We start from the raw sequence: 17,217 nt of genomic DNA on the forward strand, positions 1-17,217 counted from the left end.
GTGATCGGATACGCCTTTTTGTTATTATATTTTTCGCTCTATTTCATCAGTGCCAACGATTGTTTTGCAATCTCCAGCTCTTCGTTGGTTGGGATAATAAGCACTTTAACTTTTGCGCCATCCACGTTAATTTCGTGAACATCGCCATTGCGGTTCTTATCTTTTTCTTCGTCCCAGGTAATTCCCAGGTAATCCATATCCTCGCAAACCATCTCGCGAACCGAAGTTTTGTTTTCGCCAATACCGGCAGTAAATACAATGGCATCAACACCGTTCATGGCCGAGGCATAACTTCCAATGTATTGTTTTACACGGTAAGCATACATTTCAAGGGCCAGAACAGCAACCGGATCTCCTTCGCCCTGTAGTTTCTCTACATCGCGCATATCAGTTAAACCGGTTAGGCCTTTCATTCCGCTTTCTTTATTCAGCAGGTCTGAAATTTCATCTATCGAATATCCTTTTTGCTGTGCCAGGTAGAAAATAATTGCCGGGTCGATGTCGCCCGAACGGGTTCCCATAATCAATCCGCTTAACGGTCCCATTCCCATGGTCGTATCAACACAAACACCACCTTTTACAGCAGCCATCGATGCCCCGTTGCCCAGGTGAATGGTTACAATTTTTGCATCAGGATTTCCTAAATACTCAATTGCTTTTTCTGAAATAAATTTGTGCGAAGTTCCGTGAAATCCATATTTACGGATACGCAATTCACTGTAGAATTTCTCAGGTAAAGCGTAGCGGAATGCTTTTTCAGGAATGCTTTGGTGAAAAGCAGTATCAAACACACCAACTTGTTTGGCATTCGGGAATACTTTTTCGGCCACTTCTACGCCAATCAGGTTAGCCGGATTATGCAATGGTGCTAATGGAAACAATTCTTTTACTTTAGCTTTTACCTCATCGGTAATCTCTACTGTTTCGGTAAAAGTTTCGCCACCATGTACCAAACGGTGACCAACAGCCTGAATTTCTGACGGCTCGCTGATAACCCCCACTTTTTTGTCGGTAAGCAATTCGGCAACACGTTTTAAACCAACGCCATGATCGGGAATCGGGAATTCCTCAACGGTCTTTTCTTCCGAACCGTTAACAAATGTTTTGTGTTTAATCAATCCCATTTCCAGACCGATCCGTTCTACAATACCACTCGACAATGGCAACTCGGTGTTCATATCAATCAACTGATATTTAATTGACGAGCTACCTGCATTAATTACTAAAATATTCATTTTAAAATATATCTGTTATAATTTTGGTAACAGGCCAACCATTCTCGTGACAGTGAGCCTGTTATCGTAAAAAGTATGAATTTACTTTTAAAATCCTTCCTGAGCCTGGATAGCTGTAATTACAACGGTATTAAAAATATCGTTGACTGTGCAACCACGGCTAAGGTCGTTAACCGGTTTGTTTAAGCCTTGTAACATCGGGCCAATTGCCAGAGCTCCGGTCTCGCGCTGTATGGCTTTGTATGTATTGTTTCCTGTGTTCAAATCGGGGAAAATAAGCACGTTGGCTCTCCCTGCCACTTGCGAATCGGGCATTTTGCTTTTTCCTACGCTCGGATCAACTGCGGCATCGTATTGTATAGGTCCTTCAATCTTCAGATCAGGACGTGCAGCAACAGCTATCTCAGTAGCACTGCGAACTTTATCAACCTCAACACCTGATCCTGATGTACCTGATGAATACGACAACAATGCCACTTTCGGATCGATACCGAACGCAATTGCCGAATCGGCCGATGTAACAGCAATCTCAGCCAGCTGCTCCGCCGTTGGACTAACGTTTACCGCGCAGTCGCCCATTACCGAAACATGGTCGTCGAGACACATAAAGAACACCGACGAAACCGTTTTAACGCCCGGTTTGGTTTTTACAAACTGAAGTGCCGGAATAATGGTGTGTGCTGTAGTATGTGCAGCACCTGAAACCATGCCGTCAGCATGGCCTTTGTAAACCATCATTGTTCCGAAATACGAAACATCGGCCATAGCATCGCGGGCCATATCTTCAGGTATATTTTTGTGTTTACGCAGTTCGTGGTAGGTTCTCCAGTAGTCTTCGTAATACTCCGATTCTACCGGATCGATGATTTTTATATTACCGTTGATTCTCACACCTATTTCGGTAGCTTTGGCAATAATTTCATCGCGTTTTCCTAAAAGAGTAATTTCAACCACCCCCTGGTCAACCAAACTTGAAGCGGCCTGCAAAATACGAGGGTCGGTACCTTCGGGCAAAACAATATGTTGCCTTTTCGATTTAGCTTTTGCAACCAGGTTATACTGGAACATATGTGGTGTTACTACATCGGTTTTAAAACTTCTGAATTTGTCGATAAGAAAGTCGGTATCCACATATTTTTCGAAGGTAGAAATACTTAAATCGATTTTACGTGGTATGCCCGGGTGCAATTTTGGTTTTACATCCGATATTTTTTTGGCTGCAATAAAAGTTACATCGTCAACCAAAATAATAGGAACAATATTTGGCAAACCTTCAATCAGTCGTACAATTTGTGGCTCGGGAGCAATACCACCGGTAACCACAATACCGGCAATGCTTGGATAATTTGCCGATGCATTGGCCTGAAGTGCCGCCAGAATAATATCGGAGCGGTCGCCCGGAGTAATAATCAGGCTATTCTCCTCTACCCTGTCGAGGTAGTTGCGCAACTGCATTGCTCCAATATCGTAGCGATCGGCCTGTTTGCACAACAGGTTTTCGCCAAACAGTACAGTACCACCCAATTCGTCGTTAATTTCTTTTATTGTAGGGCTGCCCAATTTTTTAATTTCCGGAATAATCTCAATCGAAGTTTCGGCAGGTACTACCTTGCTCAGTTCTTCGCGCATCATTTCGCAATTTCCGGGTTCAACACGGTTCATTACAACCGATTGTACCACCACATCTCTTTCGGCAAATGAGTTAATAGCCAGATCGATATTGGCAATGGCACTACCCATATTTCTATCTTTCGCCGAGCTTACCAAAATGGTAGGAATCGAAAGGTTTTTGGCAAACTCAATATTCAGATCCAACTCAAAGGTAGCGCCCTTATTGTCGAAATCCGAACCTTCAACCACAACCACATCAAATTTTTCTTTTAACTGCTTGTAGCGGTCGATTATCTGATCGATAAGACGTGCTTCCTGCCCCATGTTTTTGTACTTAACCACCTGCGACATGGTAAAACCATAAGCGTCTTTGTACTCCATATCCAGGTTGAAATACGATATCATGGTTTCGATATGATTATCGTGAACTCCCTTTGGATAATCGTTAATGATTGGCCGGAAATAACCGACCTTAGTTACTTTTGAAAGTAACACTTTTAAAACACCCAGCGTAACAAGCGATCTACCTGTATTGCTTTCGGTGTTTGTGATATAAATTCCAGTTTTCATTCGAAAATTTTAAAAACTCTCTATATTAATTATTTCCTTGTGTAACGAACACCATTGGGTTATTTGATGAATCGTTTAGGTTGCGTTGAATAGTTGGCAAAAGTATAAAAGATATCTTCTTGTCATTCAGCAACAATCTTAATTAACTGTTAACTACGCAAAATTTCACATTTCGTTGAAATTAACACCTGACAATCATCATATTGAGAAAAATTGAGAATTGGACAGTATCCGACCTGAATCAGTTATCACCGAGAGATTGTCTTCTAAACGCCGGCGAAATGATTATTTTACGATCACGAAGCTACGCTCCGCTCTTCTCTTTTACGTTTTTTCGGTTTTTGCACAATTATGCCCAAAAAAGAAGCGGACAAAACTGCAAGTAGAAATTTACGATCTTCATAAAAACATCGATCACATTAAACCTGAATTTTCGGTTTCAGCGTTAAGGGGCATAATGCTTTTATGCGCTAACATTCCGTTGTGGCATATCACCTTTATGAAAAAATATTCGGATACTAAAACTCGTAATAAACTCCGGTGTAAATACCTATCCGGTACGGACGATAATCAACATCGGGGTTCGAATTTATCGAATTAAGGTAGTAATTCAGGCGAGGCTCCAAAGCAACAGCGAAGTGTTTACCCAATGCGTAATTTAGCCCTATGCCTAGTGTTCCCGAGAAATTAAGCGTTGAAATATCGGCGGTACTTCCAATGTTTTGTACACCATAATTATTATCAAGGTAGGCATTGTTTCCAATTACAAAACCGGCATTAATTCCACCAAGCAGCTCTATGCCCACTTTCTTGTCGAGCACGCTATAACGGATATACAGCGGCACTTCTACAAACTCGAATACCTGCGAGAACTCCCCATCGGCGTACAATACATCTGCTGTTGCGTCTTTCGAGCTTTCAAGTTTAGCGGCAATATTTGCACCACGAGGTGTAGATTCCATTTCAATAACACCGGCTGTGCTATTCATCGAAATTCCACTTCCTCCACTTCCGGTTTGAACTACATTTGAAAAGCCGGGAGTCGATGCATCGTACGATGCATTAGGAGCTGCCTCATAAAGCATATCGTTGCGAGATGCAAACAGGTTAAATGAGTTATCAGCTTTTTGCCCATCTTTTGCATAATAAATACCACTCTCAACGCGCAGGCGTTTACCGGTTTTGTACTGCACCGAAATTCCTCCGCCAATATTGCTCCCGCCATTATCGCTTTCGTAAGTCATGTTTCGGGCATACGATTCGTTGTGGCTGGCCGAGTGCGAAGAATATCCGGGCGAAATCTGAGCTCCAACAATCCATCCGTGCTCCTGCTGTTTTTGTTCGTTTAAATTTTGCAGGTTGGCGGCAATAAGCATTTTATCGGCGGTAAAACTTTCCTGAATTTTAGTTTCATTTCTCTTTTTCGCTAATGAAACATTGGATTGATTTGTTGTAAATATGGCCTCAATTCGATGTAAAAAGCTGTAGTTTTCCTCCGGGCGCGCTGCAATCACCTGACGGGATTCAGACTTGTTTTGCTGAGCTGGAAGTTCAACTTCTGCCAGTATTTTATTATCAGCTATTGTTTCGTAGTTATTTTCTTCGTTACTATTTATTTCCTGTGTACCGGCCAATTGGTCAACAGCTATTTCAATGTTTTTATCTTGTGGCGAAACGGCAGGTTCCTGATTGCTTTCAGGTGTAGTTTGCTGTTGAACCATCACCGGTTCTTCAACAACGGACTTTCCGCTAAAGTACCAGCCGGCAATAAACGCCAACAGAACTACTGCCGCAGCCGATATCCAGCCAACATAAGCCATGCGGCGCTTTTTCCGCTGCCCGTCGAGTTGCGATTGAATACCATCCCAAACATGCAACGGTGGCGCAGCCGAAAAACCATCAAGTTTTTCGCGGATCGAATCGTCAATATTTAGTTTTTTACCCATCCGGCTGTGTAATTACTTGTTTTCTCAATATCTCCATAAAGTTCTTTTACCCGGCGTTTCAAAATTTCTCTGGCGCGTGCCAGGTTCGATTTTGATGTGCCCACAGTAATTTTCATCTCTTCACTAATTTCCTGGTGGTTCATTCCTTCAATTACAAAAAGGTTAAAAACCATGCGGTAACGAGGCGGCAGCTGCTGTATTTCTGCAATTAATTCTTTTGCTGAAATTCCGGCCAGAATATCGTCCGACACATTTTGCCCCTCGTAAATACTTACATCCTCCACCGGATGCAGAACATGCTGTTTCCTGAATTTCTCCAACGATACATTTACCATTATTCTCCTTATCCACCCTTCAAAAGAACCTTCGTGCCTAAAGCTGCCAATATTCTGAAATACCTTTATAAACCCTTCCTGCAGGTTATCTTCGGCTTCGGTACTATCTTTGGCATAGCGCAAACAAACCCCAAACATTTTTGGCGCAAAAAGTTGGTATAATTGCTCCTGTGCACGTTTTTTCCCCGAAGCACAACCGCTTATTATTTTTTTCAGGTCTTCCAAATTTTTTGGCAAATAACACCCAAAAGTACAGATAAAAACGAATTGGTTTCATCTTTCTTTTTGGCATCTGCTTTAACAGTCAGTTCTCTCAAGCTAAAATCACTGGTTAGATGTGTGGTTTGTTGAAAAGGTTGCGTTGGTTTGAAATTCTTTCGCGCACTCAGCAAAATTTACCAAGTTCTTCATTACAGGAAATACTTTTCCTTTCGCTGAAAGAATATTCTAAAAAGTTACGACTGACGACAAGAAGCTAAGGTTATTTTTTGACAAGATTTTTGCTTTCTTTTCATCGACTGGAAAAGAAAGAGCCCGTCAACTTGAAGACAAAAGTTTTCAAAACAATCAAACCATCACTTCTCGTCTGTCCTTAAAATCCATTGATAAAAACGGTATTTAACATTTGTTACGCAACCTTAACTTGCCTAAATGCATCTATCGGTTGTAAATTTGTTAAAACCTTTGTTATGAAATCTTCATTGTCTATCCTGTTAGTATTATTTCTGCTGTTTGCCGTTTCGTGTAACCAGGATGATATTACACTTCCAAAAACAATTACCCTCGATGAGAAATCGACGGAGTTAATTGAAGCTGAGAATGAATTTGGGTTGGAACTTTTCCAAAAAATTTATGCCGGTGAAGAAGCGGCTGATAACATTATGGTATCGCCACTGAGTGTAAGCCTGGCACTGGCCATGACCTACAACGGAGCCAACGGCGAAACCCAAAAAGCCATGGAAGAAACGCTGAAAGTGTATGGCCTTTCGCCCGACGAAATTAACGAATCGTATGCATCGCTTGTGGCAGCATTAAAATCGCTCGACCCGAAAGTTATACTCGAAATTGCCAATGCCATTTATTACCGCGAAGGTTTTCCGGTTGAGCAGGATTTTGTTTCCACTAACCAAAATTATTACGATGCAGAAGTTGAGGCGCTGAATTTTAGTTCTCCACAAGCTGTAAATATCATTAATGATTGGGTGGCCGATAAAACGCACGATAAAATCGATAAAATACTGGATAACATTAGCGGTGATCATGTAATGTTTTTACTGAATGCCATTTACTTTAAAGGAATATGGCAATCGGAATTTGACGAGGACTACACCGAAGACTTACCTTTTTACCTGGAAAACGGCTCGACGGCACAAGTACCTACCATGCAAAAAACCGAATCGCTGCCTTACTATTCAAACAATGTATTCAGGGCGGTAAAACTGGCTTATGGTGCCGGCAACTACAACATGTTTGTTTTCCTTCCACAAGAAGAAAATTCGCTTGAAGATATTGTTGATGAACTCAGTGTTGACACTTGGAAAAGCTGGATGGAAAGTTTTACCGACACGGTAAACATCGACTTAAAATTGCCACGCCTTAAATACAAATACGAAATAACGTTAAACGAAGTACTCGCCGATATGGGAATGGGAGTTGCGTTTGGTGATGGTGCCGATTTTACAGGAATTAACAAGGGTGGTGGCCTGAAAATTGATTACGTAAAACATAAAACCTTTATTGAAGTAAATGAAAAAGGAACTGAAGCTGCTGCTGTAACTGTTGTTGCCATTGGATATACGAGTGTAGGACCACAGAATATGCAGTTTAATGTAAATCGTCCGTTTTTATATGCCATTACCGAAAAAGACACGGATGCAATACTTTTTATGGGAACTGTTAAAAATCCTGAAAGCGAGGAATAGAGCGAAATAAACGCAAATTACCGGCGTTGTACATAAAATTATAAAAAGCCATGAAACAATTAGTCGCAATACTTTCTGTATTTCTTATTGTATTTACCAGTTGCCAAGACGATGAACTGATATCGTTCGACGCAAAAGGTACCGTAATGGATTATGCCGGCACGGGCGACTGTGGTTTCATTATTGAGCTGGATAACGGCAACAAGGTTCAGCCTTTGTACTACCCCGATGATTTTACGTTTTCGCAGGGACAGCGTGTGCTAATTACTTACACCGAGCTGAACAATGTTTACATAAGCTGCGATCAGGGCGTGCCTTGCGAAGTAACCTATGCCGAAGAATTATCGTGCTCGCCGTATGTTGATCTTTTTTTCGACAATTACGACAGTTTGGCTAGTGACCCCGTTCATTTGCACGAAGCCTACATGGACGGCGACTGCCTGTATTTTAAACTATCGTACAGCGGAGGTTGCCAGGATCACACCATCGATTTGGCGCGCATGCATCCGACGACGGCCAGCAGCTCAACGGTTCCTGCTTTTGAGATCAGGCACAATGCCAATGGCGATTTGTGCGAAGCCTGGTTTACCCGCGAGTTCCGTTTCGATTTGTCGGATTTAAAAGCCGAAGGAAAAACCGAATTTGTACTTACCGCCAAACTTATCGGCGACGAAGTGTACAACAAAATTTTTCAGCTAGATTAGGTATTCCACTAATTTTGCTGCTTAGTTAGTTCTCCGAAGGGTTGGTTAGTAGACCGGCCCTTTATTTTTTTTGTGACTCGGATTATACCACTTTCCCTGCTAATCTGCCCAACAAAAACGTCCCTTTATACACATCTTTTCCCTCCATATTACACCTTTCACTTATCACTATTCAAAATGCAAAATATCCAATTTAGAATAGATCAATATCCAAGTCAGCTTCGAATTGATGCATTTTACGTTATTCTACATTGGATATTCGTTATTGAATATTGATCATCTTCCTTGTTTTTCAAAATTTGTATTTGTGTATGAGGGATAGCATAAAAAACGGGGAACAAAAAGTGTCCCCCGCTTTTGCGTTATATTGCTATTGGTTTAAAAAATGCTGTATGAAATACCGGCTGCAATACTTGTCGTTGTTTTTCCGTAGGTTTCGTTGTACGTTCCAACACCAGCGTGCGAAAAAGCTACGGTATCATCCTGATAAAAGGTATTAAGTACTCCGGCATCAAAAGTCAGTTTGTCGGTAATTTTCCACATAATTCCACCGGCCAGCGTGTACGATGAATTACTAAAACTAAAATCGCTTTGGTACTCGGGTGTTACGCCATTTTTCGAACGCATTCCCCCCACACTGAACGCAAAATTATTGCTTACATTAAACTGGAGACCAAGAGCTATCTCGGTGTAGTTACTTTCAATATCGCGGTGCACCTGCGCGCCAAGAGTTGAGTAACGAATATTGTTACCGAAATGAACACCTCTATCAAAATACATATTGAATGAAAGTTGTGCTTCCAGCCAATCCAAACCACGATAACCTACACCCGCAGCCAAAATTGCAGGAATATCATTCGATGATTCAGCTCCATCAGGGAATAACCCCATATCGTCAACATCAGTTTCATTTTCCAAAGTCAACTTGGTTTTAAACTCGTATTTTACGGCAAAAGTCCAGTCATCGTTTGGCGTAATGTTAAAACCAATAATCGGGGTAAAACCCATTCCTTTTTGTTTGGTTTTTACTTCCTTATCACCCATTTGTGTAGCTGTTCCGGTAAGTGTTTGCGCAGTACCGCTTAATGTTTGGGCGGTTGACGCAAAACCCGGAGCTGCCTGTACATACGCACCATTGATTTGATTCAGGTTCATAGCATCGATCTGCTCCGATGAAAGTCCCATCAATTGCAAACCTGCCTCAATTTGTCCCTGCTGTACTGGATCCATTTGCCCGGCGCCCACCAACTGGTCCAACGTATATTCGCCGGCTGTAGGAAGAATTGGCGCCAACACATCAGGTACACCGGCTAAAGCGTTTAAGTTTCCTGCCATAGTGGCTACTTGTGAAGATGCTCCGTTTAACCAGGTTGCGGCATCCACTCCATTTAGCTGAATATTACGAATTACACCTTCGTATGTATTGGTTGACGGCACTAAACGCATTCCGCCATAGAATGAGAATTTATCGTTAACGGCATAGGATGCTCCCAACTGAATTCCCCAAAATGTTGAAGAAGCTTCCAAAGCCATTTCAAGATCGTAACTATTTACTGCCAATGCCGGATCGATTTGTCCCAACGGAGCCAATTGACCGGGAATAAGCGAAAACGGAACCTCAAGCGTTGGAATACCTGCCGGAAACTCGGCAGTTCCACCACCTCCTACCGGACCAATTCCTAACGAAAAGGCCCAGTTATTCTTTTTATAAACGGCATACACATCAGGGAAAACAGGAATTGTGGTCTCTCCTTCGTAATGTCCTGAATTTAATGTTGGAAACTGAGTATCGATATCGCGCGTTTGAAAAATAGTTTGGCTGTAGAAAGCAAAATGCCAGCCATCTTCCATTTTTACCAGTCCTGCGGGGTTGTAGAAAACAGCATCAATTTCTAACGCTGCATTTCTCGACAACATACGAATGTATTGTGCACTTTGGTTGTAGTTAGTTAATAAACCTCCGGCAAAAGCAAGTTGAAGCAGCATAGAAAATGCCACCATCAATGTCAGTTTTTTCATCTTATTATAATTATTCATTTTCAATGGTATAAGATGTAACTCCCATGGATTTATCAGATGCTTTTATGGCTAATTTGGCCATGATCGTTCCATTTATATCAGTTTTTATTAGAGAATTTTTCCCTTTGTTTAACAATAGTATTCCGAAAAATTTACGGGTACTGTAGTTGATGCCTGAGCGGCAAATTTAAAACTTATTCTTAAATACAAAAACTTCCTGATTGATTTTCAGCTTTTTATGATTTTTCAGAACAATTTCGTCACTTGTTCGAATTAATTACAAAAAAAAACCCGAAGTTAAAACCCCGGGCTCTTTTGTTTATGTGATATTCTCTTTTTTAAATATGTATCACCTCGTCGTAAGCAGCAGCTGCGGCTTCCATTACAGCTTCACTCATTGTTGGGTGCGGATGAATGGTCTTAATCAATTCGTGTCCGGTAATTTCCAGTTTCTTGGCCACTACCATTTCGGCAATCATTTCGGTAACGTTACCTCCAATCATATGCGCGCCAAGCAACTCGCCGTACTTCGCATCGAAAATCAATTTAACAAAACCATCTTTTTGTCCGGCAGCACTTGCTTTTCCACTGGCCGAGTAGGGGAATTTTCCTACTTTAATTTCGTAACCGGCTTCTTTGGCTTTGGCCTCGGTTAATCCAACCGACGAAACCTCAGGGCTGGTGTACGTACATCCCGGAATATTTCCGTAATCGATCGGTTCCGGATTCAGTCCGGCAATTTTTTCAACACAGGTAATACCTTCGGCCGATGCTACGTGAGCCAATGCGGGTCCGGCAACAATATCGCCAATAGCATAAATACCGTCAACGTTGGTTTTGTAGTATTCATCAACTTTAACACGACCATTGTCGGTTTCAACACCCAGCTCTTCCAAACCAATATTTTCGGTATTCGGAGCAATACCCACTGCCGAAAGAACAATGTCGGCCTCAACCACTTCTTCGCCTTTTTTGGTTTTAATGGTTACTTTGCACTTATCGCCCGAAGTATCCACGCTTTCAACCGACGAAGCGGTCATTACCTTCATTTTCGATTTTTTGAAATTGCGTTCCAGCTGTTTGGCAACTTCCTCATCTTCATTCGGCACCAATGTAGGCATAAATTCAACCAGCGTTACTTTGGTTCCGATGGTATGGTAAAAATAGGCAAACTCGCTACCAATAGCACCCGATCCAACAACTACCATACTTTCGGGCTGTTTGTCGAGGGTAAGGGCTTTTCGGTAACCGATAATCTTTTCACCGTCCTGTGGAAGATTTGGCAATTCCCGCGAGCGTGCTCCTGTTGCCAGAATAATGTGTTTAGCGGTGTACGACGATTTTTCGCCTTTGTCGTCGGTTACTTCAACGGTATTTTTCGCGGTTAATTTTCCCCAGCCAAAAATCGATTCCACTTTATTTTTCTTAAACAAGAACTGAATTCCCTTACTCATTCCGTTGGCAACATCGCGGCTGCGCTTCACCATTGCACCAAAATCGGGTTTCACTTCTCCTTCAATGGTTACACCATAATCGGCAGCGTGGGTAGCATACTCAAAAGCCTGTGCACTTTTCAGCAACGACTTTGTAGGAATACATCCCCAGTTTAAACAAATTCCGCCCAGGTTTTCTTTTTCAACCACGGCAACTTTTAACCCCAGCTGCGACGCGCGAATTGCGGCAACATATCCACCTGGTCCGCTACCTATTACTATTACATCGTAATTCATTATATTTTGATATTTTATAGATATTTGATTTATGTAAGTAACACCTTACCCTCAGAAAGGTTCTAACAAATTTACTTCTTTTATGATGGATTTAAAAGTGCTAACCGAATGAAAGATCGCATAAAACAAAGCAGGCAAAAGGATAGAGAAACGCTGTCTTTGCCTGCTTGTTTACCGTTACTGTTTATTAACGCAAATAAACAGCTCCGCTTATTTTAGTTTTGCATAAGTATTCAATAACTCGGTAGCTGCCACAAACGAACTCATCTGATCGGTGAGCACATAGTTTTCGAGCAATTTCAGTTTCACTTTTATGTCGGGATGATCGTAAAAGTTTCGTTTTAATTGTTCTTCAATGGTTTCGTACATCCAGTAGGTAGCTTGTTCGTTTCGCTTTCTGAAAAAATACCCGTTGTCAACCGTTTGTTTCCGGTATTTTTCAATTTGCTCCCAAATGGTATCAATCCCGGTTTTCTTGTAGGCCGAACAAGTAACTACATTGGCAGCCCATCCTGAATCTTTGGCCGGAAAAAGATGAATGGCATTTCGATATTGCACTTTGGCCATTTCGGCTTTTTCCATGTTGTTGCCATCGGCTTTGTTTATGGTAATCAGGTCGGCCATTTCCATAATTCCGCGTTTTATGCCCTGAAGTTCATCGCCCGCTCCGGCCAACATTAACAACAGGAAAAAATCGGTCATGGAGTGAACAGCGGTTTCGCTTTGCCCCACCCCAACGGTTTCAATAAAAATATTTTTATAACCGGCAGCTTCGCATAAAATAATGGTTTCGCGGGTTTTTCGGGCAACACCTCCCAACGATCCCGCCGACGGACTGGGACGAATGTACGCATGGCTATCGTTGGCCAATTCTTCCATGCGTGTTTTGTCGCCCAAAATACTTCCTTTGGTACGCTCGCTGCTCGGATCGATGGCCAGTACGGCAAGCTTTTCGCCTTTATTGGTGAGGTATTTCCCCAGTGCTTCAATAAAGGTACTTTTGCCAACACCGGGCACTCCGGTTATTCCAATTCGTACCGAATTTCCACTGTGTGGCAAACACTTTTGTATAATTTGCTGGGCCAGCTGCTGATGTTCCGCTTTTGAGCTTTCAACCAAAGTAACGGCTTTACTCAACAACGTGATATCGCCCTTTAAAATTCCGTTTACGTACTCGTCAACCGACAGTAATTTTCTCTTCTTTTTCAAAAAACGCTGAATAGAATCGTTGTTTACCATATCCGGCTTTTCAACTCCTGCATTTACAATTAATCCTTTGTACTGCGGATCATTTTCTATATGGTGATTATCCTTTTCTGACATCTGAATAATTTTTATCGCTCAAAAGTAAAGCAAAAAAGAAGGTGCTGCAAATTTCATCTGCAACACCTTCTGAAATATTGACGTTAAATAAACTTAGCCTGCATTAGGAACAACAATCTGGCTTGATATGCGCAGCGTTGATGTTGGTGTTTTCGGATCGTTGGTAATAACCGTAATTGATTTACTCTGACGGCCACGTTTTCCGCGCGAATCGAAAGTTACTTTAATTGGAGCTGTTTCGCCAGCGGCAATTACACTTTTCGATGGAGCAACAGCAGTACATCCGCATGATGAACGAACTCTTCTGATGATCAAATCAGTTTTACCATTGTTGGTTAAAGTAAAAGTATGTTCCTTTTTATCGCCCTGCTTCATGTCGCCAAAATCGAATGATGTTTCGTTGAAATCGGCCACAGGAGCGTTTGCCAGTTCTTCTGCTGAAAGGTGCGAGAAATCTTCTTCGATGGTAGCACTTACACCCACTGAGTTTTTGTAGTCGTTACTTCCGTTTAACGACAAGTAAATTCGGTGTGATGCAAATCCATAAGTGTCGGCAGCATCCGAATCGTATGTTACAATTAAATTACCGGTTCCGTTTGCCGGAATTGTTGCCGGTTCCACCTTTGCAGTAAGGTGTTTTGGCACGGTACGAAAACCAACTTCAACCGGTTTATCCGTATCGTTAACCAGTTCCAGTTCTTTGGTTGCTTTTTCGCCCTTCTTAATTTTTGCAAACGACACATAGTTCGATTTTACCCGAAGATCTCCAATTTTTCTTGGATATTTCTCTGCCAGTGTTTTTTCGCGTGGTTCAACTTTCCCGTTAATTCTTAAAATCGCCGTACGGTTCTCGGCATTTGAGCTAACAGTTACCGATTTATTGAATGACCCCGGACGGTTTTTAGGATTATAACTTACATCGATACTTCCGCTTTCGCCCGGAGCTACCGGTTCACGCGTCCATTTTGGAGTTGTACAGCCACACGATGCACGAACATTTGACAGTACCAATGGTGCATCTCCTTTGTTTGTAAATTTAAAAGTTGTTGTTTGTAAACCGTCTGATTCTTTAAACGAACCAAAATCGTGCACTTCGCTGTCAAAAACAATTTTTGGTTGCCCCTGGCCCATTGCTGTGTTAACGGCAATCACCAGTGCAAAAACAGCTAATAATTGTAGAATGCGTTTCATAATTTATTCATTAAATTTGTGTTTTTCCGAAATGTATAAAACAAATGTATTGATGCTTGACTAGTTTCGCTGTTAATTGAATTCAATATTTTGTTAACGAGTTGTTAACCCGGGCAGGCAAATAAAAAAATATATAGTTTAGCTTCGAACAAAAGTATATGAAAGGAAAAACACTAAAATACATTATAATGCTGGCAACTGTATCGATAGTTGGCATTTTTTTAGTGCAGTTTGCTTTTATACGCAGTTCCTATAATCTTTCAGAAACGCAATTTCAGGAAAGCGCAAGTGTGGCTTTAAAAGAAGTTGCCTGGCAAGTGATGCTGGCTACCGGAACCACTGAAATTTTCGATAGTATTACACCGGTTAAAGTAATTTCGAACAACACGTATTTGGTGAATGTTGGCGTGGCAATCGATAAAGAACTTTTAAAACAAAACCTTACTACCCAGCTAAAAAGACACGATATTTATTACGATTACGAATTTTCGATATACAGCCCCGTTCAGGAACAAATGGACGAAACTACCTTGGTGCGTATCGACGAAAATGAAGAGCCATCGGATTTTGATTTTCCGTTAAACGAGGACTATACCAATTATTTTGGCATTCATTTTCCCGACCGGTCGCCTTACTTTTTAAACCAGCTCTCCATTTGGTATTTCCTAACCGCGCTGTTAATGCTGGTCATTTTTTTCTTTGGCTACACGCTTTGGGTAATCATTCGGCAAAGGCAATTATCCGAAATTCAGAAAAACTTTATCAACAACCTTACCCACGAATTAAAAACACCCATTTCGTCGATAGCACTGGCAGCAAACGTTATTAACGACGAAAAGATTTTGAAATCGCCCAAACGATTGTTTGATTACACACATATTATACAGGAACAAACTACACGGCTCTCGAAAAATGTTGAAAAAGTGCTTAACTTAGCGTCGATCGAGAAAAGCCGGATATTACTTAACCTGGAGAAAGTAAATCTCAGTGAGTTTTTACACGAAGCCAGCGATCGTTTCAGGGAATCGAAAGCCGGTCAGAACGCGAAAGTTGAAATAAAAACAAAAACCGGAGATTGCACCATACTTGCCGATCGTTTTCATTTTGCCAACCTGGTTTCGAATATTCTTGAAAATGCAGCAAAATATTGCGATAAAACGCCGGTGATCGATATTGAACTTCTGCAAAAACAGAATAGTTACGAGCTTAATTTTATCGACAACGGTATAGGAATTCCGCGCGAATACCGGAAGCGGATTTTTAAAAAATTCTACCGAATTCCTACCGGAAACGTGCACAACGTAAAAGGTTTCGGGCTTGGACTCGACTATGTGTACAAAATTGTTAAAGCACACAATTGGAAAATAAAAGTGAACGAAAACCCAAAAGGGGGAAGTATTTTTAGCCTAATCATTCCAAAATAAACTATGAGCAGCAATCTATTTCGAATATTATTGGTTGAAGACGACGAAGCACTTCGCTTTATTGTAAAAGATAATTTAACGGAACATGGCTACGATGTTGAGGTAGCTGCCGACGGCGAAATTGCACTTGAACTTTTTGAGCAAAACAGCTTCGACCTGATTGTTCTTGATGTTATGCTCCCAAAAATTGATGGTTTTAAGGTGGCCGAAACCATACGAAAAACCAACGACCAGGTACCGATTATATTTTTAACGGCCCGCAGCATGACCGAAGATAAAATTACCGGACTTACCATTGGCGGCGACGATTACATACCCAAACCGTTTAGCATGGAAGAGCTGCTTCTAAAAATCAGGATATTTTTAAAACGAAGCCAATCGCAACCTGTCGACAGTGAATCGTCGGGCGTTTTAAAAATCGGGCAGTTCGATTTTCATTTCGACGATCTCTCGTTAACTCTAAATGGAGAAGCCCGGAATCTCACGCTGAAAGAAGCTGAACTGATCCGCTACTTTGCCCGAAATGCCAACAAAGTGCTTAGCCGTAACGAAATTCTGGAGAATGTTTGGGGCTCCGACGACTATTTTTTGGGCCGCAGCCTCGATGTTTTTATCTCGCGCCTGCGGAAATATTTTAAGGCCGATGCTTCGGTAAAAATCATCAACCTGCATGGTATTGGATTCCGCTTCTCGGTTAAAAAGGAAAAATAGGAAAATGGCAAACGGCTGAACAAAGCGCCACAACTGCATTTAAAAGCTTTCAGAACAAATTTATTGTAAAAGAATACCGGGCGCTAAAAAAAATGCTTTTCTTTGCGCTGATAAAACACTGATTAATAGAAATAAACACACAAGGTGTATTTTTGCAGAAAAAAGTGTTTAACCTTTTGGAAGAATTAAAAAAAGCACTATTTTTGCAGTCCGAAAATTCTGAATAGAAACAAGTAAAACTTTATAGAAATGAAACGTACATTTCAACCATCGAATAGAAAAAGAAAGAACAAGCACGGCTTCAGAGAAAGAATGTCGACTGCAAACGGCCGTAAAGTATTAAAAGCCCGTAGAGCAAAAGGTAGAAAAAAACTTAGCGTCTCAGACGAGCCAAGACATAAAAGATAATTCATTTTATCTTGTTACATTTTTGCGGGAAGGTAAAGAATTCAGTTCTTTACCTTTTCGTGTTTATGCGTGTTTGCAAAGTGGTTTC

Annotated in this window: 13 protein-coding genes; 5 read left to right on the forward strand and 8 right to left on the reverse strand. The window is 41.4% G+C overall.

The window, feature by feature from the left end:
* Positions 1–38: 38 nt before the first annotated feature.
* From BMW53_RS03890 to BMW53_RS03905, 4 genes are all read right to left on the reverse strand, one after another.
* Positions 39–1,235: an acetate/propionate family kinase gene (locus BMW53_RS03890; RefSeq protein WP_038558893.1), complete on the reverse strand. Its 1,197-nt coding sequence runs from the start codon at positions 1,233–1,235 to the stop codon at positions 39–41.
* 87 nt (positions 1,236–1,322) lie between these two features.
* The gene (gene pta, locus BMW53_RS03895) at positions 1,323–3,416 is read right to left on the reverse strand and encodes a phosphate acetyltransferase (RefSeq protein ID WP_038558890.1); all 2,094 of its coding nucleotides are present in this window, start codon (positions 3,414–3,416) and stop codon (positions 1,323–1,325) included.
* Positions 3,417–3,934: 518 nt separating this feature from the next.
* On the reverse strand, positions 3,935–5,362 hold the full coding sequence (locus BMW53_RS03900) for a porin family protein (protein ID WP_038558887.1): 1,428 nt from the start codon (positions 5,360–5,362) through the stop codon (positions 3,935–3,937).
* On the reverse strand, positions 5,347–5,922 hold the full coding sequence (locus tag BMW53_RS03905; protein ID WP_038564731.1) for an RNA polymerase sigma factor: 576 nt from the start codon (positions 5,920–5,922) through the stop codon (positions 5,347–5,349). The genes BMW53_RS03900 and BMW53_RS03905 overlap by 16 nt, the downstream gene beginning before the upstream one ends.
* A 464-nt stretch (positions 5,923–6,386) precedes the next feature.
* On the opposite strand from BMW53_RS03905, the gene BMW53_RS03910 reads away from it, so the two are divergent.
* Together BMW53_RS03910 and BMW53_RS03915 are read left to right on the forward strand one after the other, a co-directional pair.
* The gene (locus tag BMW53_RS03910; protein ID WP_051567853.1) at positions 6,387–7,619 is read left to right on the forward strand and encodes a serpin family protein; all 1,233 of its coding nucleotides are present in this window, start codon (positions 6,387–6,389) and stop codon (positions 7,617–7,619) included.
* 50 nt (positions 7,620–7,669) lie between these two features.
* Positions 7,670–8,323, forward strand: a complete 654-nt coding sequence (locus BMW53_RS03915) for a NigD1/NigD2 family lipoprotein (protein ID WP_038558884.1) — start codon at positions 7,670–7,672, stop codon at positions 8,321–8,323.
* Positions 8,324–8,701: 378 nt separating this feature from the next.
* Here BMW53_RS03915 and BMW53_RS03920 read toward each other — a convergent pair whose 3' ends face one another.
* From BMW53_RS03920 to BMW53_RS03935, 4 genes are all read right to left on the reverse strand, one after another.
* Entirely contained in the window at positions 8,702–10,342 is a 1,641-nt protein-coding gene (locus BMW53_RS03920) for an OmpP1/FadL family transporter (protein WP_051567852.1), read from the reverse strand.
* Positions 10,343–10,680: 338 nt separating this feature from the next.
* Positions 10,681–12,072 (reverse strand): dihydrolipoyl dehydrogenase, encoded by a 1,392-nt coding sequence (gene lpdA, locus BMW53_RS03925; protein WP_038558881.1) that lies wholly within the window; start codon positions 12,070–12,072, stop codon positions 10,681–10,683.
* Between the two features lie 210 nt (positions 12,073–12,282).
* Positions 12,283–13,395 carry a methylmalonyl Co-A mutase-associated GTPase MeaB gene (meaB, locus tag BMW53_RS03930; protein ID WP_038558878.1) on the reverse strand — a complete coding sequence of 371 codons (1,113 nt, stop codon included), beginning with the start codon at positions 13,393–13,395 and terminating at the stop codon, positions 12,283–12,285.
* 93 nt (positions 13,396–13,488) lie between these two features.
* Entirely contained in the window at positions 13,489–14,586 is a 1,098-nt protein-coding gene (locus tag BMW53_RS03935; protein WP_038558874.1) for a DUF1573 domain-containing protein, read from the reverse strand.
* A 158-nt stretch (positions 14,587–14,744) separates the two neighbouring features.
* Here BMW53_RS03935 and BMW53_RS03940 point away from each other — a divergent pair, with 158 nt between their 5' ends.
* The 3 genes from BMW53_RS03940 (at position 14,745) to rpmH (ending at position 17,129) form a co-directional block, all read left to right on the forward strand.
* Complete coding sequence (locus tag BMW53_RS03940) at positions 14,745–16,010, forward strand: sensor histidine kinase (protein ID WP_038558871.1); 1,266 nt, start codon at positions 14,745–14,747, stop codon at positions 16,008–16,010.
* 3 nt (positions 16,011–16,013) lie between these two features.
* The gene (locus tag BMW53_RS03945; protein WP_038558868.1) at positions 16,014–16,721 is read left to right on the forward strand and encodes a response regulator transcription factor; all 708 of its coding nucleotides are present in this window, start codon (positions 16,014–16,016) and stop codon (positions 16,719–16,721) included.
* 249 nt (positions 16,722–16,970) lie between these two features.
* The gene (gene rpmH, locus BMW53_RS03950) at positions 16,971–17,129 is read left to right on the forward strand and encodes a 50S ribosomal protein L34 (protein WP_074780230.1); all 159 of its coding nucleotides are present in this window, start codon (positions 16,971–16,973) and stop codon (positions 17,127–17,129) included.
* The last annotated feature ends 88 nt before the right edge of the window (positions 17,130–17,217 follow it).

The sequence above is a fragment of the Draconibacterium orientale genome (assembly GCF_900111425.1).
Lineage (GTDB): Bacteria > Bacteroidota > Bacteroidia > Bacteroidales > Prolixibacteraceae > Draconibacterium > Draconibacterium orientale.